This window comes from Vibrio sinus (assembly GCF_023634645.1).
GTDB lineage: Bacteria > Pseudomonadota > Gammaproteobacteria > Enterobacterales > Vibrionaceae > Vibrio > Vibrio sinus.
Genome location: NZ_JAMKMR010000010.1, coordinates 151,288 through 177,946, shown reverse-complemented (window position 1 = coordinate 177,946; position 26,659 = coordinate 151,288). Strand labels below are relative to the sequence as shown.

The window sequence follows — 26,659 nt, the reverse complement described above, 5'->3', positions numbered from 1 at the left end:
CGCGATGCTCACGTACGTTTGTACGCTGCGCTTCTCAAATCAAAATCTGACAGCGCTACAACAGCAATTTGCCATCCAAAGCGGTTATAAGTAAGACTTTGGATTGAAAAATTCAGCTGCGGAGTGGTAGTTCAGTTGGTTAGAATACCGGCCTGTCACGCCGGGGGTCGCGGGTTCGAGTCCCGTCCACTCCGCCACTTATTTTGCTATCTCTTTTGGGGTAGTGAGAATAAAAAGAATATTCTAGGGGTGTAGCTCCAATTGGCAGAGCAGCGGATTCCAAATCCGCGTGTTGGGAGTTCGAATCTCTCCACCCCTGCCATAATCCTAAAGCTCTAGCTTCGGCTGGGGGTTTTTTATATGTGTCGCTTTTGCAAAGCGATGTGTTGGGAGCTGGAGCGCCAGCCCGGTCGAATCTCTCCACCCCTGCCATAATCTTAAAGCTCTATCTTCGGCTGGTTTTTTGTATGTGTCGCTTATGCAAAGCGATGTGTTGGGAGCTGGAGCGCCAGCCCGGTCGAATCTCTCCGCCCCTGCCATAATCTTAAAACTCTAGCTTCGGCTGAGGCTTTTTTGTATGTGTTGCTTTTGCAAAGCGAAGTGTTGGGAGCTGGAGCGCCAGCCCGGTCGAATCTCTCCACCCCTGCCATAATCTTAAAGCTCTAGCTTCGGCTGGGGCTTTTTTGTATGTGTCGCTTTTGCAAAGCGATGTGTTGGGAGCTGGAGCGCCAGCCCGGTCGAATCTCTCCACCCCTGCCATAATCTTAAAGCTCTAGCTTCGGCTGGGGCTTTTTTTGTATGTGTCGCTTTTGCAAAGCGATGTGTTGGGAGCTGGAGCGCCAGCCCGGTCGTATCTCTCCACCCCTGCCATAATCCTAAAGCTCTATCTTCGGATGGGGCTTTTTTTGTATATGTCGCTTCATTACTCCGGACATTAAAAAAGGCTTTGCAATCAATGCTAAAGCCTTTTAACTATCGATTTTATTTAGCAACTAACTTATTTTGTCGCACGTTACCGTGTTTTGAGTGCAGAACATATTGTTGTTCTTAGCTCGGCATTTGTTCATCGCTTCTAAGGTTGCTTTCGCATGATTAAACGATTCACCTTGATAGGTTTTGCCGAATATAGAGATAGTACAGATGTAGGCGGAATGATGAACTTGGTTAGTGCCGATCTGAGCTTCCAGAAATTCAATTCTCTGGTTTAGATCCCTCACTTCACGATTTAAGTGATGGACTTGTTTTTTTAAGTTGGCTATTTGTTGAGTTTCATCTGGTTGTTGAGCGAATACAGACAAGCTAAATAATGTCGATGCAATCGCTAACGAATAAGCTAAAAATTTCGTTTTCATAATGTTCTACCGGAACACTCGCTACATGGTGAGTAGTGAATGGCTAGTGTTATATACCCAAGAAACTCGGGTATAAGATTGAGTATATATTGTGCATCCTACCATTTAATGGTTACGAAATATGTAAGTATTGAGTCCAATATTGTTATGGGAATTTGAATTTTCTAGTTCAATGCCTTCTGTTTGACTCCACATTACCCAAATGGTTTTCTACAAGCTGTTTTTACGTAGCTATGCTTATAACAAGGCTTAAGTAAAAAACGTATAGGCAGTCAGTGAAAAAAGGGTTTCTAGTAAGTAGTTTTCTTATCGTATTTCCAATCTCAGTTTTGGCTACACCTTGGGAAAGGCTAACGACACCGTCAGCTCGTTCAACGGAATCTATTGGTAGCTATTCAAATGGTTGCTTGGCAGGCGCTGTTAAGCTACCGCTACAAGGTGTGGGTTATCAGGTCCTTCGTAGCCAGAAGCTGAGATACTTTGGCCATCAAGATACCATTCGCTTTGTTCGAAATTTGTCATTCGTGTCCTATCAAAAGCTTAATAGTCATCTTCTAATCGGTGATATTTCATTGCCCCAAGGCGGGCGGTTTTCCTCAGGCCATGCGAGCCATCAAACGGGTCTTGATGTGGATATTTGGTTCCGCATGGTTAAACGGCCACTTTCAAAAGGGGAGCTTAGAGCTCCCCAGGCACTAAGTGTGGTTGATATTCAGCGTCACCAAGTGAACAGTAATTGGAATAGCGAGCACTTTGAAGTACTGAAATTAGCGGCAACCGATGATGCTGTGGCTCGTATTTTTGTACACCCTGCGATTAAGGAAAAACTGTGTAAAGCTGAATCGAGTTCAGATAGAGAGTGGCTTAGAAAGGTCCGCCCTTGGTGGGGGCACCACTCTCATTTTCATGTGAGATTGAAATGCCCGATAGGTGACTATCATTGTTTTTCCCAAAAAGCGCCACCTGAAGGGGATGGCTGTGGGGCTGAGGTAGCAAGCTGGAAACCCAGTAACCAGACTAAACATAAGCACAAAAAAGTATATCGATCACCGAAAGTGGCGCCAGAAATGTGTTTGGCCATGTTAAGAGAAAACTAATCTTACTGGAGAAAGGAAAAAGCTCCATGAGGAGCTTTTTTTATGCGAGTCCTTGAATGATGACGAACTTTTCTAAAAGTTCTTCTTCCGTTTCAATATTCTTCGGATCGGTGATAATGCAATTGGTAATGGGGCAAACCGACTGACATGTCGGCTTATCGTAGTGCCCTTTACACTCAGTGCATAGATTTGGGTCGATCTCATAAATGCTATCCCCCATGGAGATAGCATTATTTGGGCACTCAGGCTCACACATATCGCAGTTTGTGCACTTACTGGTTATCGACAAAGACATAACTATTTACCCGTAGGGTTACGTGTATCTTGTCCTTGTTGTAAGTTACGCATCAATAGGCCGTATTCCAAATCCATGTCTTGTGGAACAGGAATAAACACAAAGTGGCCGTTTCCTTTTGCATCATCAATCGATTCTGATTTGCGGTTTACCATGACTTCTAAAGTGAATACTACGTTACCCTTTGGCGTCATTAGCTCTAGGCTATCGCCAACAACAAACTTGTTTTTCACTTCTACTTCGGCCAAGTCACCACGGCGCTTTCCAGTAAACTCACCAACAAATTGCTGCATGTCTGAAACGGAATAACCATAGTCATAATTCTGGTAGTTATCATGGGTATGGCGGCGCAAGAAGCCCTCTGTATAACCACGATGAGCAAGGCTTTCTAATGTACTTAGCAAGCCTTCGTCAAATGGTTTCCCTGCGACAGCATCATCGATTGCTTTACGGTAGACTTGAGCGGTGCGCGCGCAGTAGTAGAAAGACTTGGTACGGCCTTCAATTTTAAGAGAATGGACACCCATTTTGGTAAGGCGCTCGACGTGTTGAACAGCACGAAGATCTTTCGAGTTCATGATGTAAGTGCCGTGCTCGTCTTCGTAAGCGGCCATTTTCTCTTCAGGGCGGTGAGCTTCTGATAGCAAAACAACTTCATCCGTTGGTTTACCTAAACCGAGCGTATTGTCCGCGCGCTCTTCTTGCACTTCGATAGCTTGAGCTTCTGCGGGGTCAAATTTTTCGACCAGTTGGCCAGCATCATCTTCTTTTGCTTGTTCAACTTTGTATTCCCAACGGCATGCATTGGTACATGTGCCTTGGTTGGGATCACGCTTGTTGATGTAGCCTGATAGTAGACAACGACCAGAGTAGGCCATGCATAGTGCACCGTGAACAAAAATTTCAATCTCTGTTTCGGGGCATTGCTCTCTGATTTCTTCGATTTCTTCTAATGACAATTCTCGAGACAAGATGACGCGTTCAACACCTTGAGTAGACCAGAATTTGACGGTCGCCCAGTTAACAGCATTAGCCTGTACGGAAAGGTGAATGGCGACATCAGGGAAAGCTTCACGTACCATCATGATCAATCCAGGATCAGACATGATTAACGCATCTGGACCCATGTCTACAATAGGCTTTAAATCACGGATGAAGGTTTTTAGCTTTGAGTTATGTGGTTGAATGTTACAGACCACATAAAACTTCTTGCCTTGGGCATGAGCTTCATCGATACCAATTTGAAGGTTCTCATGATTAAACTCGTTGTTACGAACGCGAAGGCTGTACCTTGGCTGGCCTGCGTAAACGGCGTCTGCACCGTAGGCAAAAGCGTAACGCATGTTCTTAAGGCTACCAGCTGGCGATAATAGCTCTGGCACAAATTTGCTTTGAATTGTCATTACTCTGTTCTCTAGTTCTGATTTCAAGTCAGGCCAGCACCACCACATGGCACTGGAGGGCGCAAATTTTACGTGAAAATGTACTAATTGCCTAGAGTTTTATGCTTGGTTGGAAAAGCCACCGAGTTCGCTATATAGATTGGGCAGGAAAGCACTAAATTCACCACACAATAGCGAGAAATCGGCGTCAAAGCGCGCAGCAGGATCTTCTCTTGGAATATCTTCATTGTGATCTTTTAGCTCATCTGAGTACTTGAGCCTTTTAATCGCACCATCTTCAGCCAGAACGAAATCAATACGTGACTGCCAATTTAACGACAGTTTGGTGACCACTTTATTTGCTTCAATATGATTATGGATCTCATCAGATGACAGCTCTTGGTTCTTGCAGCGGATGATCCCACCATCTTCCTGAACCGATTTCAATTCGGCTTCATCTAGCAGGGAAAAACCCGCCGGAGTATCGCCTGATTTCACCCATTCAGTTAGCGTTGAATCAATAGCTTTGTCAGGAATCGCGGGGACAACAGGCAAGCTGCCGATGGTTTTTCTGAGTAACGCCAATGCATCTTCTGCTTTTTTGTAGCTACTCGCGTCAACTAAAATAAGCTGCTCTTTTGGTAGGATAAGCAAATAAGTAAGATGACTGCGACTGAATGCTCTTGGCAACAAATCGACGATGATGTCATCTTTGATGTTTTCTTTTTCCTTTTTCTTTAGTGGACGTCCTTCTTGTGCTTCCATGGATTCAATTTTTGAATGCAATGCTTCGTTGATTACCGATGCAGGTAGCATTTTTTCTTCTTTCTTAGCGCAGACCAATATGTTGCCTTCGGAGACGTGAGTCATCATATCTCCATGCTTACCCATGGCAGAGGTCCAGCCGAACTTTTGTTTGTCTTGACTGCCACAAGGTGAAAATTTGAATTCGATCAGCTGCTTTTCTAATTGTTCAGCATTGAACTCTATTTCTCGGTTAAAACGATAAACCAGACAATTTTTAAACCACATATTTCACTCATTAGCCTTATATTAGAGCGCAATCATAGAAAATTTTGTTCTCAATGTCTTATCTTAAAATCAAAATATGACCATGAAACAGAAAAGAAACTTATATTAAAATTTGTTTTCAATAGTCACAAAAGTGTCATAATTACTAGTGATAATGCTAGACGTCGAAAAGGCCAGAGCCTAGTTTGAACTTAATTCCCATAAAGGTTACTCATTTATGTCTCGAAGGATTCTAGTTGTTGAAGACGAAGCCCCAATTCGTGAAATGCTGTGTTTCGTTCTTGAGCAGAAAGGTTATCAAGCCGTAGAAGCGGAAGATTATGACACTGCCGTCACTAAACTTGCTGAACCCTTCCCAGATCTAGTCTTGCTGGATTGGATGCTACCAGGCGGTAGCGGTATCAATTTTATCAAACACATGAAGCGTGAAGAGCTGACGCGTAATATCCCTGTTGTAATGCTGACAGCTCGGGGAGAAGAAGAAGACAAGGTGCGTGGCCTTGAAGTTGGTGCTGATGATTACATCACCAAGCCCTTCTCACCGAAAGAGCTCGTCGCCAGATTGAAGGCCGTCATTCGCCGGGTGACACCGACTGCATTGGAAGATGTTATCAATGTGAAAGGCCTAACCCTTGATCCTGTTTCGCATCGTGTTACTGCCGATGATCAGCCTCTGGATATGGGACCCACAGAGTTCAAGATGCTGCATTTCTTTATGACACATCAAGAACGCGTTTATAGCCGCGAGCAATTGTTAAACAATATCTGGGGTACTAACGTATACGTTGAAGACCGAACCGTAGACGTTCATATCCGTCGTTTACGCAAAGCATTAGAATACGCCGGTCATGATAAGCTTATTCAAACGGTTAGGGGCGCAGGCTATCGCTTCTCTGTTAAAGCTTGAGGATTTTTTAAGAGGTTACGAATGGTTGCAAGGTTAACCTGGAAAAAGCTGGCTTGGGGGCTGGCTTTTTTTTACGCGCCTTGGGTTGTGATAGGCTGGTTTTTCGGCCATATGGCTTGGTTACTGTTGGCGGCAACGGTATTGCAGCTCTGTTGGCATCTGTTTAACCAAATGAGGTTATCGACTTGGTTGTGGGATGAGAAAAGACTTGCTCCGCCTTCAGGGACGGGCGATTGGGAATCTATCTTCAATGGCATTTATCGGCTTCAACAAAGACAAAGACGAAAAAGAAAAGAGCTAACAAACCTGATTCGTCGATTTAGAAACGGCGCAGAATCTTTACCCGATGCCGTGGTTGTTTTTCGTAGTGAAGGCAATATTGTCTGGTGCAATAAACTCGCGCAAGCCACACTTGGCTTCCGCTGGCCCGAAGATTCAGGCCAACCCATTTCAAACCTGATTCGCACGCCTGATTTTATTAAATACCTCAACAAAAATGACTTTTCTGAGCCATTGGAAATGCGTTCGCCATTGAATGTGGAAAGAGTGCTGGAAATGCGTATCGTGCCGTATACCGAAGGTGAGCACTTGATGGTGGTGCGTGATGTGACTCAGCTTAATCAGCTCGAAGGTATGCGACGCAACTTCTTTGCCAATGTATCTCATGAGTTGCGTACCCCGATGACGGTGCTGAGAGGGTATCTTGAGATGACCGAGGACCCGGATATGTTGGTCGGGCCGATGTGGGAAAAAGCCCATGGCGTCATGACGGCTCAATTAAATCGCATGAGTAGCCTAGTTGACCAGCTACTCACCTTGTCCAAAATAGAAGCGTCACCAATACATGAACTTGAAGATGTGGTCAATGTCCCCGCCATGTTAGAAGTGCTTGAAAAAGAAGCCACAAGCTTGAGTGGCGAAATGGAGCACAAGCTGTTTTTTGATATTGATAAGTCTTTGTCCGTACTGGGCGATCAGGATCAGTTGCGCAGCGCTATTTCAAATTTGGTTTATAATGCGGTGAAGTACACCCCAGCCGGTGCGGAAATTAATGTCAAATGGTGCCGCACAGCCCAGGGTGCCTTATTGGAAGTTGCAGATGGTGGCGAAGGTATAGAGCCACAACACTTACCTAGATTGACAGAGCGTTTCTACCGTGTGGATAAAGCACGCTCTAGGGACACCGGTGGCAGTGGTCTTGGACTGGCGATCGTGAAACATGCACTGAACCATCACGACTCGCATTTAGAGATCTACAGTGAGCTGGGTATTGGCAGTAAATTTTCTTTTGTGTTACCAAATCGATTGATAGCGGACCGTTAATGAGACAACTTTGGTTAGTGATTGCAAGTATTATCGTTGTATCGCTTGGTATAAGCTGGCGTGCCAGTGCTGAGTCTCTCGCTAACTATCAAAAACAGCCTGATATCTATGGCAATATTTCATCGGTAGGGTCGGATACGCTCTCTGGAATGATGACGCTTTGGGTTGAAGAGTTTAATCACCTTTACCCTGGAGTGACGATTCAAGTTCAAGCGTCAGGCTCTGCCACGGCTCCGCCTGCTCTGACTGAAGGTACCGCGCAAATTGGCCCAATGAGTCGCCCAATGAGACAAAGGGAAATTGATGCCTTTGTTGCTCACTATGGTTATAAACCTACCCAGCTTAAAGTAGCGATTGATGCGATTGGTATATACATCAATCGTGATAACCCCATCCAAGGCCTCACCATTTCACAACTCGATAGTATTTATTCGGCGACATTAAGGTGTGGCGCGAAGAAACCCATCACCACTTGGTCGCAATTAGGATTAAGTTACCAATGGGCGAAAAGAAGCATTCAGTTATTTGGCCGAAACTCCGCGTCAGGCACCTATGGTTACTTTAAGGATCATGCCTTATGTGGCGGCGATTATAAAAGCAGGGTGAATGCGTTACCTGGTTCGTCATCGGTGATTCAATCGGTAGCGTCTGCGATCAATACTATTGGCTACTCTGGTGTGGGGTATCGTTCAGCGGGAGTGAGAATGTTACCCATCGCCCGCTCAGGCCAGAATTTTATTAGTCCAACTCAGCAACATATCTTATCAGGGGAGTATCCTCTTTCTCGTTATCTGTTTGTTTACGTCAATAAAGCACCAGACAAGCCCTTGCCTAAATTGGTGCGCCAGTTTTTGCTTTTTATCTACTCGAAACAAGGTCAGAGTTTGGTAGATAAAGATGGCTATGTGCCGGTATCAGAGCATATTGCTCAGGCTCAGCTCGCTAAAGTGGGCATCATACCCAAGCCTTAAATTCACTCCAATTTCTGTCTACTTTCGCGAAGTAAAACCTTCCGTCCTATACTCTACTAGGGCGCGTTAACCTCAAAACGCCAGCACGCCCAAGAACTAGAAAACTATTTTATTAGCCAACGCTTGGATACGTGGAGGAAGGACATGGGACTCAGTCTATTCGGTTTGTTAGGGGGCCGTAGCAAAAGTTTGCATGGCGAATCGGCATCACCGGTATTGTCGGAACACAAAATATCGTTCTCCGAACCTAGCCAAGAGTCGATGGAACATAAAGCGATTCTCGCGGCGGTGAATAAGGTCCAAGCGGTTATCGAGTTCAACATGGATGGCACCATCATTACGGCAAACGATAATTTTTGTCATGCCATGGGGTACTCGCTAGAAGAAATTAAAGGTAAACATCACAGCATGTTTGCTGAGCCTGATTATGCAAGAAGCCCTGAGTATCAACAGTTTTGGCAGCGTTTAAATGCAGGTGAGTTTTTTACCGGAGAGTTTCGTCGGGTGGGAAAAGGGGGGAAAGATGTATGGATTCATGCTTCCTATAACCCCATTCTAGATAGAAGCGGTAAACCCTATAAAGTGGTCAAGTTTGCTTCTGATATCACGCAGCAAAAGCTGCAAAATGCAGACTACCAAGGGCAGATTGAAGCAGTGGGCAAGTCTCAAGCGGTCATTGAGTTCAATATGGACGGCACCATTATTACTGCCAACGATAACTTTTGTCATGCCATGGGCTATCAGCTAAGTGAAATACAGGGCCAGCACCACCGCATGTTTGCGGAGCCAAGTCTGGCATCGAGCCCAGAATACGCGCAATTTTGGCAAAGGCTAAATCAAGGGGAATTCTTTTCTGGTGAGTTCAAGCGAGTGGGTAAGCACGGAAAAGAAATTTGGATTCAAGCGTCTTACAACCCTATTTTTGATTTAAACGGCAAACCATTTAAAGTGGTGAAATACGCCTCTGATATCACTAAGAAAAAGCTCGCAGATGCCAACTATCGTGGCCAGATAAAAGCGGTGGGTAAGTCTCAAGCTGTGATTGAGTTCAATATGGACGGCACTATTATTACCGCCAATGAAAACTTTTGTAACGCCATGGGGTACTCACTTGAAGAGATCCAGGGTAAACATCATAAAATGTTTGCTGAGTCGAGCTTAGCGTCTAGCCCAGAGTACAAACAGTTTTGGCAAAAGCTCAATGAGGGAGAGTTCATTTCTGGCGAGTTCAAGCGAGTGGGTAAGCATGGTAAGGAAGTATGGATCCAAGCGACCTATAACCCGATCCTCGATATGAGTGGTAAACCTTTCAAAGTGGTGAAGTACGCGTCAGACATCACCGCACAAAAAATTAAACAAGCCGATTACCAAGGGCAGATAGAAGCGGTAGGTAAAGCGCAAGCGGTGATTGAGTTCAATATGGATGGCACCATCATTACCGCCAACGACAATTTTTGTCATGCCATGGGATATGCTTTAGATGAAATTCAAGGCCAACACCACCGTATGTTTGCCAGCCCAGAATTAGCTTCAAGTGTCGAATATCAACTGTTTTGGCAAAAGCTCAATAGAGGGGAGTTTATCTCGGGAGAATTTCAGCGAGTGGGTAAACATGGCAAGGACGTTTGGATTCAAGCCACGTACAACCCGATTATGGATTTGAATGGTAAACCGTTCAAAGTGGTGAAATACGCATCCGACATCACTGCGCAGAAAATGAAAAATGCGGACTACCAAGGGCAAATTGAAGCGGTAGGCAAAGCGCAAGCTGTGATTGAGTTTAATATGGACGGCACCATCATCACCGCCAACGATAACTTTTGTCAAACCATGGGATATGGGTTGGATGAGATCCAAGGCCAACACCACCGCATGTTTGCTGAATCGAGTTTGGCCTCTAGCCCTGAATATCAACAGTTCTGGCAAAAACTCGGCCGAGGAGAGTTCATTGCTGGTGAGTTTAAGCGCGTGGGTAAGGGCGGGAAAGAAATCTGGATACAGGCCACGTATAACCCGATTTTTGACATAAATGGTAAGCCGTTCAAGGTTGTGAAATTTGCCACGGACATTACCGAGCAGAAAATCAAAAATGCTGATTTTCAGGGCCAAATAGAGGCAGTGGGGAAAGCTCAGGCGGTGATAGAGTTTGAGATGAATGGCACGATTATTACCGCTAATGATAACTTCTGTCGCACCATGGGGTATGAACTGAGTGAGATTCAGGGCCAACACCATAAAATGTTTGCCGAAAAGAGCTTAGCGAATAGCCCTGAGTATGAGCAGTTTTGGCAACAATTAAATCGTGGTGAGTTTATCGCTGGAGAATTTAAACGTGTCGGCAAAGGTGGAAAAGAGATCTGGATTCAGGCGACCTATAACCCGATTCTCGACGTAAACGGTCACCCATTCAAAGTGGTTAAGTTTGCGACCGAAGTGACAGGACGTGTCAGAGCGGTAGAAGAAGTCAAACAGTCACTTCTGAAACTGGAGAAGGGGAATCTGAATTCTGAGATCCGTGTTGATTTGGATGAGCAATTTCTTTCACTTAAAGATGCCATCAATAACATGGTTGGCGAGTTAAGAAATGTGGTCAGTTCGGTTAGCCGAGCGTCTACAGACGTTAAAATGGCATCCGACGAAATTGTTCGTGGTAATAATGAACTCAGTGAGCGTACCGAGACTCAGGCTTCTTCTTTGGAAGAAACCGCAGCCAGTATGGAAGAAATGACGGCAACGGTGAGGCAAAACGCCGACAATGCTCGAGAAGCCAACACAATGGCCAATGAGGCTCAATCTAAAGCCGTTAGAGGTGGGGAAGTCGTTGAGCAAGCCATTAATAGTATGCAGCAAATCAACGAGTCGAGTAAGAAGATCAACGATATTATCGGTGTCATAGACGAGATTGCTTTCCAAACTAATTTGCTGGCATTAAACGCCGCGGTAGAAGCCGCCAGAGCGGGCGAGCAGGGACGGGGCTTTTCCGTGGTTGCGGCGGAAGTGCGAAATCTAGCCCAGCGCTCGGCATCAGCGGCAAAAGAAATTAAGGCGCTAATCAAAGACAGCGTGGAAAAAATAGAAAACGGCAGCCAATTGGTTAATCAATCAGGGGAAACGTTAGAAGAAATTGTCGGCTCGGTTCGCCAGGTGAAGCAAATGATTGGGGAAATCACCGAGTCTTCTTCGCAGCAAACATTGGGCATTGAGCAGGTCACTCAAGCGGTCTCTCAAATGGATGAAATGACGCAACAAAATGCGCTACTGGTTGAAAAAGTATCGACTATGAGTCAACGAATGGCTCAGCAAGCACAAGGGATGACCGAGACACTACAATATTTCTCGATGGATCAAGATTAAGTTACACAGTAGCTCAACAATAATCAGGTGCCAGTCGGCACCTGTTTTTTTGAGAAAAATATGCCTACTTCCTTTTATATAAGCCTAGTTGACTATCGGCATTTTCTAGTAATATGCGCCAGGCGTAAATTTACTTACTTAGACTAGGAATATTTGATGTTAAACATGACGATGGCGACGCGGCTTTCAAAAGGTATGCTTGCGAGTGCGGTGGGTATTATGTGCTTATTGGTATCGATAGATAACATGATCGACTTTAATTCCAACTATCAGTTTGTCCAACATGTGTTGTCTATGGATACGATGAAGCCGTTTTTCCATGGAGGTCCATTACTTGAGCGAGCGATCACCAACCCGACCTATCATCTCATTGGCTATTGGATGATTATTATTGGTGAAGGTTTATCAGGGCTATTGGCGCTTGCTGGTGGCCTATGTATGCTGCTGGGCATATCCAATGGAGAGCGGTTCTTAAAAGGTAAGGTACTGTATATTTTAGGTGGCACTATCGCGTTAATGGTGTGGTATTTTGGTTTTGCGGTCATTGGCGGTGAATGGTTCTCTATGTGGGCAAATAAGTGGAATGGGCAGTCTAAAGCCTACACGTTCGCGATATTTATTTTGATTAGTATGGCCTATGTTCATCTTGCAGAATCTAGCTCACCGAGCGACCATAATGGTTTGCGTAACTGATAGTAATGAGCTCTAAAGTAAAGTCAGGCTCTATTGAAAATAGAGCCTAGGTAGAGCTTCTCTGCAAGTCACTTGGTTTTATAAAGGCAAGCTCAAAAGCGTAAGGACCAGCCAGCACTGCTCCAGTATTCTTGCTCTGTGCTCAGGTCGGCAAACAGCAGTTTGTTTTCTTCAGGCCAATTTGGATTGGTGCTGCTCAGCGTCCAATGCTCTTCGTCGCACTCAAGCTTGAATTCGACCGGTACTTCATCATTTCTAGGTCCGTTGGCGATGATAGCTAGCCGTAATACTTTGATGAGTCCTAAGATGTGTTTTTGTTTGAAAAGGCTAAATTCTTCCAGTTCTTGCAGTTTAAGAGCTTTACGTTGAAATCTAGCTAATGTGGCTAAGACACGTTGCTGCTCTTGGTTAAAGCCCGGCATGTTGGTATGGCGCAAAATATAGGCGGAATGTTTATGAAAGCCTTGTAAGCTGATGCTTAGGCCGACTTCATGCAGCAGGGCGCTCCACTCAAGTAAGTCAAACAGTTCGCTGTCTTGCTTTAAACCTAGATTACGCGAAACTTGTTGAAGAAAAGCAACGGCTTGATGCTTTACTTTTTCAGCATGTTCGAGGTCGACAAAGTGTTTTGCAGCAAGGTTTTCTGTCGTACGCATACGGATGTCAGAACGCTTAAAGCGATCTTCCATTTCATAGAGCAGTCCTTCTCGTAACGCGCCTTCTGAGTAGTGGAGCTGAGAAATTTTAAGATCTTTTAATATCGCAAACAAAATGGCGACGCCTGCAGCAAAAACAGGTTTTCTCTCAAGCACTAAGCCTTCAAGCTTGATTTGTTCGATGTTATTCCATTCACACAAACGTTCGATGAGTTTTTCTACTCGTTTGAGCGTAATGATCCCGTCTTCGTAACCAATTTCGATAAGTACTTCTCGTACAGCTTTAATGGTCCCTGACGAGCCAAATGTCATATCCCAGCCTGTTTTTTTGTACTTGGATGCGATGGACTCTAGCTTTTGCTCTGCGGACAATATGGCTTTGGCGAAGTTCTTTTTCGATAACTTGCCATTCTTAAAGTAGTGCTCGGTATAGCTGACACAACCCATGCGTTTACTAGTTAGTAAAGTGGGTTCAAAGCCACTGCCGATGATCATCTCGGTGCTACCGCCGCCAATATCAATGACCAGTTTTGAACCAGAGTCGGCTTGAGTGTGCGCGACGCCCTGATAGATGAGGCGAGCTTCTTCCTGGCCGGGAATGATCTCAATTGGGAAAGGAATCACTTCACGGGCTCGTTGCAAAAATAGATGGGCATTATTGGCTTGGCGTAAGGTGTGTGTTCCCGCAATTCGCACGTTCATTTCATCAAAACCGCTGAGCCGCTCTGCGAACATTTCTAGGCATTCTAGTCCTCGAGCCATAGAGGCGTGGTCAAGGTTATATAGACTATCTAGACCGGATGCGAGCCGCACTCTTTGCTTGTGCTTGCTGACTAACTGCAAATCTTGGTTGACGACTTTCGCCACTACCATGTGAAAACTGTTGGAGCCAAGGTCAATGGCAGCGATGTCACGAATATCAGTTCGTTGGTTCATTTTCCTGCTTTATCTTTATGTTTTTTCTAGTTTGTCGCTCTATACGTTTAAGATAGTCATAAATGGCAATCTGTGAGCGCACTTTTTTCTTGTTTCCGCGCGGTACGTAACTATTGCTCATCGTTTTGTCTATCCAGCGGGCTTTTACCGTATCGGTAAAGTGGATGTCAAGGATATCCATGATACGCTTTTTAAGACGTGGGGAGCGAACTGGCGTCGCGACTTCGATACGATGGTCGATGTTTCGTGTCATCCAGTCAGCAGAAGAGATATACACCAATGGATCGCCATCGTTATGGGTCACGATGACTCTGGGGTGCTCTAAGAAGCGGTCTACGATACTGATGATGGTGATATTGTCACTGATGCCTTCTAGTCCTGGCACTAAAGAGCACATGCCGCGAATAATCATCTTTATTTGTACTCCAGCTCCGCTGGCTTTATAGAGCCGATTCACTAAGCCTTTATCAACTAGGTTATTCACTTTCAAGGTGATGGAAGCTCGCTTACCTAATTTGGCATTAATGATTTCTCTGTCGATTAGCTGATATAAACGCTTTCTAGAGTTGCGCGGCGAGACAATCAAGTGATTGAACTTAACCGGTAAATAAGGGTTTTCAATATAGACAAAGACATCTCGCACTTCATTGGTGATCACTGGATCTGCGGTGAGTAGTGAAAAGTCAGTGTACACTCGAGCGGTTTTCTCGTGAAAGTTGCCTGTGCCTATATGTGCGTAGCGAACGATGTCTCCTTCTTCTCTGCGGGAGATGAGCAAAAGCTTAGAGTGAATTTTTAAACTCGGCACACCAAAAATGACCTGCACGCCAGCGTCGGTAAGCAGTTTGGACCACTCTATATTCGCTTCTTCATCAAATCGAGCTTGCAGCTCAACCACAACGGTTACCCCTTTGCCATTATGGACGGCATCGATCAATGAACGCATCAAGCGAGAGTTTTTTGCCACTCGGTAAATATTAATTTTAATGCTCAATACTTTTGGATCGAACGAAGCTTGTCGAACCAGCTCATTGATGTGGTCAAAGGTATGGTAAGGGTAATAGAGTAAAATATCTTGCGCGCGAATTGCGTCAAACTTGTTGCCATATTCTTCAAAATCAGCGCAATGAATTGGAGATAGGTAAGGGTTTTCTAGGTATTTACGCCCGACATTTGGAAAGTCGATAAAGTTTCTGAAGTTGTGGTATCGTCCGCCTGGGATCAGGCTATCGTAGTGAGAAATATCCAGCTTTTCACACAGGAAGGTTAACATCTCTTCCGGCATGTCTCGCTCATAAACGAATCTAACGGGCATTGCGGTCAGGCGCTGGTTTAGGCCCTCAGACATTTGCTCAAGTAGGCTGTGCTCCACTTCATAACCTAAGTCATATTCCGCATCGCGCGTTAACTTGATGGCGTACCCATTGAGTTCGTCGTAATCAAAAAAGCCACGAAATATATCGTCGAGACAAGCGCGAATAATGTTATCTAATAGGATGATGGTTTTTCTACGATCTCCTTTTGACTCAGGCACTAATACGAATCTAGGAAGGCTATTGGAAGGGATTTGCAGCAGGGCGTATTGGGATTGCTGATCTTTTTTCAGTTCAACCGCAATATAGGCGTGTTCATCCTTTAATGAGTAAAGCATGTCAAACTTTTCAGTGACCAATAGTGGGGTTACATTTGGTAACACTTTCCTGTTGAAGTAGCTTTTTACCCATTCAAGTTGAGCGTCGGAAAGTTGGTATTCATTGACCAGAAATATTTTACGCCGCGCCATTTCGGTCAATAAGTCACTGTATACCTCATCAAAATATTGATTTAGCTTTGTGGCTCGATTTTGCATTTTGGTGAGTAAGTGTTTGGCATTATCACTGCCGCCCGTTTCTCGGTTGATGAGTATACGGCGTTTAACGTCGGAGAATCGAACCTTATAGAATTCATCTAAGTTATTGGAAAATATCCCTAAAAAACGAATTCTTTCTATTAGAGGGACACTAGTATCAGCCGCCTCTTGGAGCACTCTTTCGTTAAACGAAAGCCAGCTCAACTCTTTCTCAACGTATAGCTTTTCGGTGTTCATTCTATCAATACCAACTCAAATCGGGCGATTATAAAACTCAAATATTATGTTTTAATGTATCAGATTTTGCCTTTCGATCCGTATCCATTCTTTTGTCATATCTGAGCAATATACTTTCATTGTTTTCAGTAATTTATTACAGGTTGTAATATAATTGTCACTTAAGACTCCTAGTATGACGCTGCGAAAATTTAGATAGAGGAATGAATGGCGAGATCAGGTATTTCACTCCGGGAGAAAGATAGGAAAAGATTACTCAAGGACCAAGTAGCAAAAGCCATGGTGACATGTGGCGGCTTAGCGGTACTTGCCGCTCTGATCCTGATTTTTGTCTATTTGGTGAAAATGGTCATTCCATTATTTTCTAGCACGACCATCACTCCTACAGTATCAAGCCAGATATCAAGCCAACACCCACCGCTCGCCATAGGTATAAACAATTCAGGACAAGACGTATATCTTTTGTCACCTACGGGCTCGTTAAGCTTTTTTAATGTTGATGAACACCAAGCGGGCGTTGTGTCTTCTTTTAACGTCTCGAAGCCAATTCGTGATCTAGTTAAGGGAACACCGCGCAGTGGTTGGCTGGCATTGGTCGACGAAGATGATCAGGTCACATTGATAAAGCCTTCATTTACTCATGTGTACAAACAGAAACTACCTGAGCTCCAGCCTGAAGTGAACTATTTCTACGCCTCCAAAAAGGTGAATTTCTCCAAACCAAACACTCGACTTGAGAAACTCGCGTTTTCTGTCGATAAAGGCATCTTAACCTTAGTGGGGTACTATCTCGACGGCTCTATCGAGGTGCGCTGGTACACATCAGACCAAGAAGTCGGTCATTTCAACTTTGCTAGTCATTACGACCATGTAAGCCAAATATTAGTAACGCCTGACTCACAAACCGTATATATCCGCCAAGGCTCGATGCTTACGGTTGCGAAAAGAAAGGGCGATCAATTTGTTATTAGAGAAAACGTCGATTTGTCTCAAGGTGTGCAAGGAGTATCGGTCAGAAATGTGCAGCTACTTGCGGGTGCTTATTCGCTTATAGTGACAGACCAAAATGGCCAAATTTCTCAGTGGTTTGATGTACTAAAGAACAAGCAGAGGTCACTGACGTTCATCCGCAGTTTCAAGTCATCTGACAAGCTAAGCTTTATCCTGCCAGATGCCTATCGCAAAGGCTTCTATGGTTTTTATCAAGGTGGAGAGATAAAAAGCTATTACACCACTACTAAAAAAGTGCTGCCATTTAAAGGAATTGTCTCCGAGCCCCCTGAGCTTGCGGCGATGTCGAAGAATGAAGAGTATCTCGTCACTTTCAACCATCATCGAATCGCAATAGCAAAAGTCGATTCCTATGCACCAGAAATATCATTTTCGTCGTTGTGGGATAAGGTGTGGTATGAAAGCTACCCCAAGCCTGAGTACGTTTGGCAGACGACTTCTGCAAGCCATGACTACGAAGCTAAATTCAGCTTAATGCCTTTGACATTCGGCACACTTAAAGCAGCGTTATTTGCCATGTTGTTCTCCTTACCGATTGCGGTATGTGGAGCCATATATACCGCTTACTTCATGTCTGCGCCTATGCGTCGTATCGTCAAGCCTTCTATTGAGCTAATGGAAGCTTTGCCAACGGTTATCATCGGTTTCTTAGCGGGGTTATGGTTTGCGCCAATTGTGGAAAGTCATTTGGTAGCGATTGTTGTGACCATGTTGCTGTTACCACCGTTTATCGTTTTGGTGGGTTTTGGCTGGAGGTGGTTACCGAATGCGATTACGCACCGTTTCCCAAATGGTTGGCATCCATTGATTTTGATGCCTCTCATCGCCTTGTTCACTTATCTGCTTCTTGATCATAGCGGAATGATAGAGTCATGGCTGTTTCATGGCGACATTAGGGTGTATCTGGCGAATCATGGCATTGATTTTGACCAGCGCAATGCCTTGGTGGTGGGCTTTGCGATGGGATTTGCCGTTATTCCCACTATATTTACCATCGCTGAAGATGCAGTATTTTCCGTTCCCAAACACCTGTCAGATGGTTCACTAGCGTTAGGCGCAACGCCGTGGCAAACCTTGGTTCATGTCGTATTGCAAACTGCAAGCCCGGGGATCTTTTCTGCCATTATGATGGGGCTAGGACGTGCGGTTGGTGAAACGATGATCGTCATCATGGCAACAGGGAACACACCGATTATGGATTGGAATATTTTAGAGGGAATGAGAACCTTATCGGCAACTATTGCTATCGAAATGCCTGAGTCGGAAGTCGGCAGCCCACACTATCGATTATTGTTTTTAGCTGCACTGATACTGCTTATGTTTACCTTTGCTGTAAACTCACTTGCCGAGTGGGTGAGGCAACGCTTGAGGGAAAAATATCGTGCAATGTAATGTGAGTCGGAGGTAGTCAAGTCGCATGTCAAAGTGGTTCAATCTAGGTGCGCCTTGGATTTGGTTAACAGGTGGCGCTGTCAGCATCAGTTTATTGTCTGTGCTGGGCCTATTGCTGCTTATTGGCTGGAAAGGCTTGTCATACTTTTGGCCTGCTCCTTTATACCAGTGGACAACGAATGACGGGCACACTTTAGTGGGGCAGCTATACAATACCGATTATGTCCCTATTGGCCATTTGAAAGAAATGGATATTTCTTTTCCGCCAGAGATCCAAGCTCAAGGCGTTGTGAAGCGTTTGAGTGTCAAAATAGCCAATAGAGAATTGTATTCGGCCGATTTTGTTCACCTGCTAGCAATTAATATTGCGTCGCGCACGACACCTAAAGATCTCGCTGTGGTAGAGCGAACAGAAAACGGTGATTTCTACGGAAAGCCGGTTGGCATTGTCAATCAAGATGGTAGCGTGTCGAAAAACTTGTCGGTTCAATTGGCCCCTGATATTACCTATGTGCAAACGGTTCGAGATGAAATACATTCAATCATTAACCGCAATATTAAACAGTACGCTTCGAAACTGGAGAACCTGCAGTTAGATAAGAAGCGTAAAGAGTTAGAAGGTAAAATAAACAATCAATATTTAGCGCAATACCACCAAAAACGCACAGTGCTTTTGGACAAGCTCAATGCAGCCGATAAAAAAGTGGATCAATTGCGAGCTGAGGTGAATCAGCGCTATTTACTGATGCAGGAAATGACTGGCAAACAAGTCAAAATTCCACTTGGCCATGTGTTAGATATTTGGTATCCCAATCGCATGACACTACTGGAAAAGGTCTCTCACTGGTGTCAAAAGGTCTGGGTATTTTTATCTGAAAACCCGCGAGAAGCCAATTCGGAAGGGGGCGTTTTTCCTGCTATTTTTGGCACCGTTCTACTCGTGATTATCATGTCTATTATCGTGATGCCATTGGGTGTGGTGGCCGCTATCTACTTGCACGAGTACGCAAAAAATAATTGGCTGACACGTATTGTACGTATTGCCGTCATCAACCTGGCGGGCGTGCCATCTATTGTGTATGGCGTATTTGGCTTAGGCTTTTTTGTCTACACCATAGGAACCTCGATTGATAAGCTGTTTTATTCTGAAAAACTTCCCGTTCCAACCTTTGGTACACCCGGTCTCTTGTGGTCTGCACTTACCTTGGCGGTGCTGACGTTGCCCGTGGTCATTGTTGCTACTGAAGAGGGGTTAAGCCGCATTCCTAAGTCGGTACGTCACGGTTCATTGGCTTTGGGAGCCACTCAGTTTGAAACCCTTTACCGAATCATTTTGCCTATGGTGACCCCAGCGATGCTGACAGGCTTAATCCTTGCTGTGGCGAGAGCGGCGGGGGAGGTGGCTCCGCTTATGCTGGTTGGTGCGGTCAAATTGACATCAAGCTTACCGATTGATGGACAATTCCCCTATCTTCATTTGGATAGGAAGTTTATGTATTTAGGTTTTCACATCTATGATATTGGTTTTCAGAGTACTAATATCGAGTCGGCTCGGCCGTTGGTATACGCGACGTCATTTTTACTAGTGACTGTGATTGTCGGTCTAAACTTAACAGCAATAAGCATTCGTAATAATTTACGAGAAAAATATCGAGTATTGGGGCAAGACTAACCATGTTTTCAGTAAATCAAGCACTTGGCTATCAAGCTCCGTTAGATGTCAATAATCTTCGTGACGAAGACACCGCGATTGAGATTCAAGATCTCAACCTTCATTATCGTCAAGCGCAAGCTTTAATAGATATTTCAATGCGTATTCCTAAAGGACAAGTGACGGCGTTTATTGGCCCTTCAGGTTGTGGAAAGTCAACATTACTTAGGTGCATCAACCGGATGAATGATCTTGTTGACGGCTGCCGCGTCGATGGCAAAGTATTCTTACAGGGTAGGAATGTGTATGATCCTGCCGTTGATGTATCCACGCTTCGTCGTCGCGTTGGTATGGTGTTTCAAAGGCCAAACCCTTTCCCCAAATCGATTTATGAAAATGTCGTCTATGGGCTCAGGCTACAAGGAATAAAAAATAGCCGCACCTTAGATGATGCGGTGGAGCGCTCACTCATGGCGGCAGCGTTGTGGGATGAAGTGAAACATCGTTTGCACGAAAATGCCTTCGGGCTATCAGGCGGGCAGCAGCAACGCTTAGTGATTGCGCGAGCAATCGCAATCGAGCCAGAAGTCTTGTTGCTTGATGAACCAACGTCGGCTCTGGACCCAATCTCGACGTTAACGATTGAAGAGTTAATCAACGATCTGAAAACCAAGTATACGGTTGTGATCGTGACTCACAATATGCAGCAAGCCGCCAGAGTCAGTGATCACACGGCTTTCATTCATTTGGGGAGATTGATAGAGTATTCGGATACCGATTCTATTTTTACATCACCAAAGAAAAAGCAAACCGAAGATTATATAACTGGTCGCTACGGGTAAACATTTCATGCAGGAGAATCAATGAATTTTGGTCGTCATATTTCAGGGCAGTTTAATGTCGAGTTAGAAGCAATTCGTACCCATGTATTAACCATGGGAGGGCTTGTCGAGCAGCAGCTGGCATTTGCCATGCAAGCCTTGCACAAAGAAGATATTGAACTGGCTAGAAAAGTGGTAAAAGACGACCACAAAGTGAACGCTATGGAAGTGTTTATAGATGAAGCATGCACGCGGATTATCGCGAAACGTCAGCCAACAGCGAAGGATTTGCGTTTAGTGATGGCCATTATTAAGACGATTACCGACTTAGAAAGGATTGGTGATGTTGCCAGTAAAATTGCCCACGTCGCGATTGAAAGCCAAAGTGTTCAAGAGCGAAAGTTTCAGGTCTCATTAGAACCATTGTGTCGTCAAGCGATATCCATGCTTCATCAAGTGCTTGATGCGTTTGCGCGTATGGATGTGGATGCTGCGACGCAAGTATATAAATTTGATGACAAAATAGATGCAGAATATGAGGCCGTAGTACGCCAGTTGATTACCTACATGATGGAAAATCCGGCCAATATTCCTAGTGTGCTGCAAGTGATGTGGTCGGCAAAAGCGATAGAAAGGATTGGCGATCGCTGCCAAAACATTTGCGAGTACATTATCTATTTCGTTAAAGGTAAAGATATTCGCCATCTCGGCGATCAAAGTATCGATGACGTTTTAAAGTAAAGAGTGCGAGAAGGCACTCTTTACTGGGTTGTATAAACGCTATTGCGTCAGTTCATTTAAACGCTGCTGGATAGATTGCTCGGTAGTGGCAATCCAATCATAACGCTTAGTATACAAACGGCGTTTGGTTTTCTTCAATGTACTCGGGTCTTTCCTAGGCGGATGAACAGGTAGCTTATAAAAGTGTTTAGAAATCGGTTCGCCACCATACTCACCCCAAAGGTCTGAGTAATTATAAGTAATGCTTGAGCGTTTAGAGCCAACATATCGTATCGCTTGGTAAATATGGCCTTTGTTCGTGATACCTAAAACGGTTTCCACTTGCCAGAAACGCGCCAGAATAAGCAAGCATTCTAGCATCAAAGCTTTTGGACGTAGTCCGTGCAGCCCTCGAGTTAGATGCTTAATGATCTCGCCACGATCTTCTATGTGATCGCCAGGCCCTTGCAACGCACCGATGCTCATTTCTCGAGTTGGTGTGGTCGATATATTAAAGGCTAGTGTAAACAGCTCTCTTTCTTGTTGATCAACCAATTTTAGCGCTAACGAGCCTTCACGCTCTGGGCCTGAGCAAAGCAATATTTTATACTCATCAAGCACTTCTAGCAGTGTCCAGCCTTTTGGTGAATAGAATTGAGTGAATGCCTGACCATACAATTGTTGTAGTAGCTGGAAATGCTCGCTGATCTTTTTCGCTCTCAAATCGGGGCGCCATTTAAGGCAAACAAAAGGTTTTAGAGGCTTTTCAAAGATACGAGGGTGATGCTCTGCCACAATACGCATTTCTGGTTGCTCAAATAGGCTTTGCATCTGCTTAAGCACATTTGGCTTTAGCATTGCCCACAAACAGAATCTCGCGTTGTAACGAAACTTTTTCATGCCTCGAACACCTGGATACACACTGGCAGCGACTCGAGGTAGTGTTTTTACATAATTAACGTAATTAAAGAACATGGCTCAACTTACCAAGCAAATAAAGTAAATAGTCACCAAACCTTGCTAAATTTGGTGTTGAGTCAATCCGTGAATCCCATTTAGCTCATCCTGAAGCGGACTAATGCTAGCACGTTAAACCGTATAGTCAAATATCAGTAGCTATTAGAAACTGCGAAATATACAAATTTTCAATCATTAATAAATATGATGATTAATCATAAATTAATTGCTGGAGTTGTTGTTTAGCTCTTGAGATTTCTCTAGAATTAGTAACAGGGATAAGGTTGTCATCCAAGTCTTTATTGCCCATTTTGGCTTTGTTTTGCGCGGTATTCATCCGACTATGTCTCTGTGATTTTCCTGACATATGAAACTCAGCAATGCCTGTTGATTGATAAATTTTTTTAATGTTATCTGCATTTACACCCGCGCCAGCCATAATGGTTAGACTTTTGTCAGTATATTCCTGCATTTGTCTTAACACGTCTATCCCTTGCTCTGCCGAGACGGACAATCCGGAAGTTAACACCCGTTCACAGCCCAAATCTGAGAGGAATTTAAGCGCTGCTAGGTGGTCAGTACACAGATCGATAGCGCGATGAAATGTACAGCCAAGTGAAAGGCTATGTGCTTTTTCGATCAATTGCTTCGTTGACTTCGTATCTATTTGGCCGTCTTGATTGAGAGCACCAAACACAACACCCTGAAGATTGGCCTGCGCCGCGGCTTCAATGTCACGCAGCATTAGTTCAATTTCAGCGTTAGAGTAAAGAAAGTCTCCCTGCCTGGGCCGAATTATGGCGTAAATGGGAATATCGGCTCTTGTTGCAGCGATTTCCATAAAACCAACACTAGGAGTAAGTCCACCTAGAGCTAATGATGAACACAACTCAATTCTCGTCGCACCACCTAAAACCGCGTTATCAATCGATTCGAAATTATCAACACAGACTTCCAATTGCATGTTCGTTTATTCCCCTTGCTCGACAAAAATAAAAAGACTTATACCCAAGTTACTTCAAGATGCAGGATTCAGAGCGATGTGAGTGGCCCAATTTAAGGAAAAGGTCTGCCGGAATGGCCATCCATGTCAAAGGCCTTTGACGCGAAAGTGGGTCACTCACACCGCTCCCAAAGGGCGAGTAGATAAGGCTTCACTGCGTTGTTAGGGATGCTCGCCATAGAATGACTATGCCTCACATCCCTGCCTAGCATTGAAGTCTTATCTATCTCGCTGAAACTCGCATCTCGAAGTAATTTGGGTATACATCCCAAAGTATATCGATGAACAAGGGGATATATTAGGGTAAGGTTATGTATGATAATTACCTCATTTTGCAGGCATTATGCGAAGGTATATATGTTAGAGATAACTTTAAGGGGAGCTAATCTTGATGACATCCCTACTTTACTAGAGTTCGAGCAGCGCGTCATAGAAGCTGAACGTCCATTTGATCTAAACCTTAAAGAGGCTAATATTTCCTATTACGATCTTAATACATTACTTTCTTCTGAGAACGTTGCCCTAATGGTTGCAGAAGTAGGTAGCCAGCTTGTTGGCTGTGGCTACGCTGAGATCCGGGAATCTAAGCAGTGCCATGTGCATGATAAACACTCATATCTGGGTTTTATGTATGTAGATAGTGACTTCAGAGGGTATGGCATAAATAAGTCTCTTATAGACTCTCTTATAAAATGGAGTAAAGAGAAACATGTTTATCAATTTCATTTAGATGTTTACGCCGATAACCAGAATGCGATACGAGCCTACGAAAAAGCAGGGTTTAAAAGAGACTATATTAATATGAGTCTATCGTTAGATATGGTCTCGGAATGAAGGTTTTTTGTCGCTGTATCCTTAGAAATAGCCCACGTAAAATCGTTAGGCTATTTTTAATGTCGATAAATTGGCTGCTCTTTTTATCGGGAGGCGTAGCCGATTACTTTTTACAAAGAGTTAAAGATTTACATTCCTAAATATATCGATAAACAAAGGGGAATGTTAGGGTAGATCTGTAGGGAGAGTATTATCTAATTCTAGAGATAGAACTCAATAAAGTCACCATATTACCCTTAGTACTTGATGCGTATGTGAATCAACTTGGAGCATAAAATATATCGGCTTTAAAGTTGTCAGGGTTTAGGTTACAAGACTCTGAAAGCAAGGTGTGTGCACTTTCGATCATATTTTGAGAGCCGCATGCGTAGACATCGTGGCTGTGTAGTGTCGTATTATCTTTCTTTATCCAATCTTGTACATAGCCAGTACGACCTGCCCAATTCTCTTCCGCCAAGGGGCTAGATAACGTTGGATAAAACTGGAAATTCGTATAGAGCGAAGTGAAATGTTTGATTGAGTCATTGAAATACAAGTCCGATTGCGTTCTGCCTCCCCAATACAGTTGAATAGGATGATTTCTATTGAGTATTCCTGACTCAAGCATAGCCTTAATCGGGGCAAAGCCTGTACCAGTTGCTATGAAAATTATCGGTTTGTTATTGAGCGTATCTAAGGCGAAGTCGCCAAAGGGGCCTCTTATCCATAGCACGTCATTCTTTTTAAGCTGGCTGCATATTTTGTCTGAAAATACTCCGTCAATTCTTTTCTTTATGTGTAATTCAATATAGCCATCTTGTTTGGGAATGTTGGCGATAGAATAAGAGCGGAGCATCCCATTGCCACATTCAATGGCAATATATTGGCCTGGAGTGGGGGATAGTTTAGATAATTTAGATACCTTTAATTTCAATATCACCACATCGCCACAGATGGTTTTGTCATCAACTACGACGCCTTCTCTGGGCACCTTAGTGATGGTATCTTGTGCTAACTCAATGTCGTCTTGAGCAATCGAGCAGCAAGGCAGAAAATAACCCTCTTCAATTTCTTCTTCGGTCAGGTGGCCGCAGAAGTCATTTTTATACGTCACCTTACCTGTCTTTAATCTAACTCGGCATACTCGACATGCTCCAACCATACAACCATAGGGCAGCTCAATACCTGAGGCTTTTGCAGCCTCAAGTATGGTTAGCGCATCATTGGTCGGGAAGTCATGGTCTGGGCCAATGGATACTTTATATTTCAAAATACCCCCTAAGCATTGGCCAATTCTTTGATATAGCGCTCACCGGCCTGTAGGAAGGCTTCTGGGCTATAACCGCCACCAGACTCTTCCAAGATAAAGTTACCCTGAAAACCTTCTTTAGACATAAACTTTAATACTTCGTCGTAGTTAAAGTTTCCTTTCATCAAAGGTAGATGAACATGCTCACCATTTAGTACATCATTGAAGTGCGCATTGTAGACATTTGGTATCAGCCTCTTGAGATGGGAAAGGTACTCCTCTTTGCTTTTTCGGGAATAGAAAGAGTGAAAGTGAACCAGGTCGAGTGTTAGTCCTATGCCTATTTCATTACACAGTTCATCATGTTGTTCATCGGAGAGGACAATGTAGTCGTCTCGATCTGCCCCCGTGTTTTCAAGTAGGATTTTCATATCATAGTGTTTACTATAATCGACCAGTTCAATGAGTGATTTCTTTAGCTGGGAAAAATCGAAATGACTAATGCCATCCTCACTATGCTCGACGTAACCTGGGTGAATGGTAAAGTACTTTGCTCCAATATCGTGGGCTTTTACGATGTATTTCTTGATGTAATCAACCGCGACGATTCGAACGATTTCATCCGAGTTGGATATATCTGTTTCCATCCCTAAATAAGGGGCGTGAACAGAATAGTAGAGACCTTTTTCTTCCTTTTCCTGATTCAACGCTTTACTTTGTTTGGACCAATGTTCGTCGCTGGAGTCGACCTTTCTGCGAAGATCTTTTTCAAACTCTATCTCAACCACCTCAAAGGCATTGGATAGGTTGCTCACGAGCTGGGATATATCTTCAGGATTGTCATAAATATTGGTTGAAAATCCAATTTTTTTTGGTAGCTGTGAAATATACATATTAACCTCAGTTTAATTTGGCTTTCAGTGATTACCCGTTATGCAGTTTCGCCAAGTTCTAAGCC

General features: G+C 44.1%; 20 protein-coding genes, 2 tRNA genes and 1 pseudogene. 13 read left to right on the top strand and 10 right to left on the bottom strand.

What is annotated here, in order from left to right:
• The first annotated feature begins 120 nt into the window (after positions 1–120).
• A tRNA-Asp gene (locus tag M9194_RS12520) sits at positions 121–197 on the top strand.
• Positions 198–245: 48 nt separating this feature from the next.
• Positions 246–322: transfer RNA gene (locus M9194_RS12515), tRNA-Trp, on the top strand.
• Positions 323–992: 670 nt separating this feature from the next.
• On the opposite strand, the gene M9194_RS12510 is transcribed toward M9194_RS12515, so the two are convergent.
• Positions 993–1,352: a SadB/YajI family lipoprotein gene (locus M9194_RS12510; protein WP_250612982.1), complete on the bottom strand. Its 360-nt coding sequence runs from the start codon at positions 1,350–1,352 to the stop codon at positions 993–995.
• A 275-nt stretch (positions 1,353–1,627) separates the two neighbouring features.
• Here M9194_RS12510 and mepA point away from each other — a divergent pair, with 275 nt between their 5' ends.
• The gene (gene mepA, locus M9194_RS12505; protein ID WP_250612981.1) at positions 1,628–2,449 is read left to right on the top strand and encodes a penicillin-insensitive murein endopeptidase; all 822 of its coding nucleotides are present in this window, start codon (positions 1,628–1,630) and stop codon (positions 2,447–2,449) included.
• 40 nt (positions 2,450–2,489) lie between these two features.
• Here the strand turns inward: mepA and M9194_RS12500 are convergent, their stop codons facing one another.
• The 3 genes from M9194_RS12500 to rdgC all read right to left on the bottom strand — a co-directional run bounded on the left by M9194_RS12500 (position 2,490) and on the right by rdgC (position 5,158).
• A complete protein-coding gene (locus M9194_RS12500) occupies positions 2,490–2,744 on the bottom strand; it encodes a YfhL family 4Fe-4S dicluster ferredoxin (RefSeq protein ID WP_250612980.1) in 255 nt (84 codons plus the stop codon).
• A 2-nt stretch (positions 2,745–2,746) separates the two neighbouring features.
• Complete coding sequence (gene trhP, locus M9194_RS12495) at positions 2,747–4,147, bottom strand: prephenate-dependent tRNA uridine(34) hydroxylase TrhP (RefSeq protein ID WP_250612979.1); 1,401 nt, start codon at positions 4,145–4,147, stop codon at positions 2,747–2,749.
• 99 nt (positions 4,148–4,246) lie between these two features.
• Positions 4,247–5,158, bottom strand: a complete 912-nt coding sequence (rdgC, locus tag M9194_RS12490) for a recombination-associated protein RdgC (protein WP_250612978.1) — start codon at positions 5,156–5,158, stop codon at positions 4,247–4,249.
• 217 nt (positions 5,159–5,375) lie between these two features.
• Between rdgC and phoB the strand changes: the two genes are divergently transcribed.
• The 5 genes and pseudogenes from phoB to M9194_RS12460 all read left to right on the top strand — a co-directional run bounded on the left by phoB (position 5,376) and on the right by M9194_RS12460 (position 12,406).
• A complete protein-coding gene (gene phoB, locus M9194_RS12485) occupies positions 5,376–6,065 on the top strand; it encodes a phosphate regulon transcriptional regulator PhoB (protein ID WP_250612977.1) in 690 nt (229 codons plus the stop codon).
• Positions 6,066–6,086: 21 nt separating this feature from the next.
• Positions 6,087–7,388 (top strand): phosphate regulon sensor histidine kinase PhoR, encoded by a 1,302-nt coding sequence (gene phoR / locus M9194_RS12480; RefSeq protein ID WP_250612976.1) that lies wholly within the window; start codon positions 6,087–6,089, stop codon positions 7,386–7,388.
• Positions 7,388–8,359, top strand: a complete 972-nt coding sequence (locus M9194_RS12475; RefSeq protein ID WP_250612975.1) for a PstS family phosphate ABC transporter substrate-binding protein — start codon at positions 7,388–7,390, stop codon at positions 8,357–8,359. Before phoR ends, M9194_RS12475 begins: the two co-directional genes overlap by 1 nt.
• Positions 8,360–8,641: 282 nt before the next feature.
• Positions 8,642–11,713: pseudogene (locus tag M9194_RS21710) on the top strand (methyl-accepting chemotaxis protein); the annotation flags it as partial.
• Between the two features lie 156 nt (positions 11,714–11,869).
• Complete coding sequence (locus tag M9194_RS12460; RefSeq protein ID WP_250612974.1) at positions 11,870–12,406, top strand: DUF2165 family protein; 537 nt, start codon at positions 11,870–11,872, stop codon at positions 12,404–12,406.
• A gap of 92 nt (positions 12,407–12,498) precedes the next feature.
• On the opposite strand, the gene ppx is transcribed toward M9194_RS12460, so the two are convergent.
• Complete coding sequence (gene ppx / locus M9194_RS12455) at positions 12,499–13,998, bottom strand: exopolyphosphatase (RefSeq protein WP_250612973.1); 1,500 nt, start codon at positions 13,996–13,998, stop codon at positions 12,499–12,501.
• Positions 13,982–16,084 carry a polyphosphate kinase 1 gene (gene ppk1, locus M9194_RS12450; RefSeq protein WP_250612972.1) on the bottom strand — a complete coding sequence of 701 codons (2,103 nt, stop codon included), beginning with the start codon at positions 16,082–16,084 and terminating at the stop codon, positions 13,982–13,984. Before ppk1 ends, ppx begins: the two co-directional genes overlap by 17 nt.
• A 207-nt stretch (positions 16,085–16,291) precedes the next feature.
• Here ppk1 and M9194_RS12445 point away from each other — a divergent pair, with 207 nt between their 5' ends.
• The 4 genes from M9194_RS12445 to phoU are packed head-to-tail and all read left to right on the top strand — an operon-like array spanning position 16,292 to position 21,700.
• Complete coding sequence (locus M9194_RS12445; protein WP_250612971.1) at positions 16,292–18,487, top strand: ABC transporter permease subunit; 2,196 nt, start codon at positions 16,292–16,294, stop codon at positions 18,485–18,487.
• 25 nt (positions 18,488–18,512) lie between these two features.
• Complete coding sequence (pstA, locus tag M9194_RS12440; protein WP_250612970.1) at positions 18,513–20,159, top strand: phosphate ABC transporter permease PstA; 1,647 nt, start codon at positions 18,513–18,515, stop codon at positions 20,157–20,159.
• 2 nt (positions 20,160–20,161) lie between these two features.
• The gene (pstB, locus tag M9194_RS12435) at positions 20,162–20,980 is read left to right on the top strand and encodes a phosphate ABC transporter ATP-binding protein PstB (RefSeq protein WP_250612969.1); all 819 of its coding nucleotides are present in this window, start codon (positions 20,162–20,164) and stop codon (positions 20,978–20,980) included.
• 21 nt (positions 20,981–21,001) lie between these two features.
• A complete protein-coding gene (phoU, locus tag M9194_RS12430) occupies positions 21,002–21,700 on the top strand; it encodes a phosphate signaling complex protein PhoU (protein WP_250612968.1) in 699 nt (232 codons plus the stop codon).
• 39 nt (positions 21,701–21,739) lie between these two features.
• Here phoU and M9194_RS12425 read toward each other — a convergent pair whose 3' ends face one another.
• Both M9194_RS12425 and M9194_RS12420 read right to left on the bottom strand, forming a co-directional pair.
• Positions 21,740–22,654: a VirK/YbjX family protein gene (locus M9194_RS12425; RefSeq protein ID WP_250612967.1), complete on the bottom strand. Its 915-nt coding sequence runs from the start codon at positions 22,652–22,654 to the stop codon at positions 21,740–21,742.
• A gap of 193 nt (positions 22,655–22,847) precedes the next feature.
• Positions 22,848–23,600: a copper homeostasis protein CutC gene (locus tag M9194_RS12420; protein ID WP_250612966.1), complete on the bottom strand. Its 753-nt coding sequence runs from the start codon at positions 23,598–23,600 to the stop codon at positions 22,848–22,850.
• A gap of 396 nt (positions 23,601–23,996) precedes the next feature.
• Between M9194_RS12420 and M9194_RS12415 the strand changes: the two genes are divergently transcribed.
• Positions 23,997–24,473 carry a GNAT family N-acetyltransferase gene (locus M9194_RS12415; RefSeq protein WP_250612965.1) on the top strand — a complete coding sequence of 159 codons (477 nt, stop codon included), beginning with the start codon at positions 23,997–23,999 and terminating at the stop codon, positions 24,471–24,473.
• Between the two features lie 259 nt (positions 24,474–24,732).
• On the opposite strand, the gene M9194_RS12410 is transcribed toward M9194_RS12415, so the two are convergent.
• Positions 24,733–25,722, bottom strand: coding sequence for an FAD-binding oxidoreductase (locus M9194_RS12410; RefSeq protein ID WP_250612964.1), 990 nt, complete (start codon positions 25,720–25,722; stop codon positions 24,733–24,735).
• Between the two features lie 8 nt (positions 25,723–25,730).
• Positions 25,731–26,594 carry a sugar phosphate isomerase/epimerase family protein gene (locus M9194_RS12405; protein WP_250612963.1) on the bottom strand — a complete coding sequence of 288 codons (864 nt, stop codon included), beginning with the start codon at positions 26,592–26,594 and terminating at the stop codon, positions 25,731–25,733.
• Positions 26,595–26,659 lie beyond the last annotated feature (65 nt).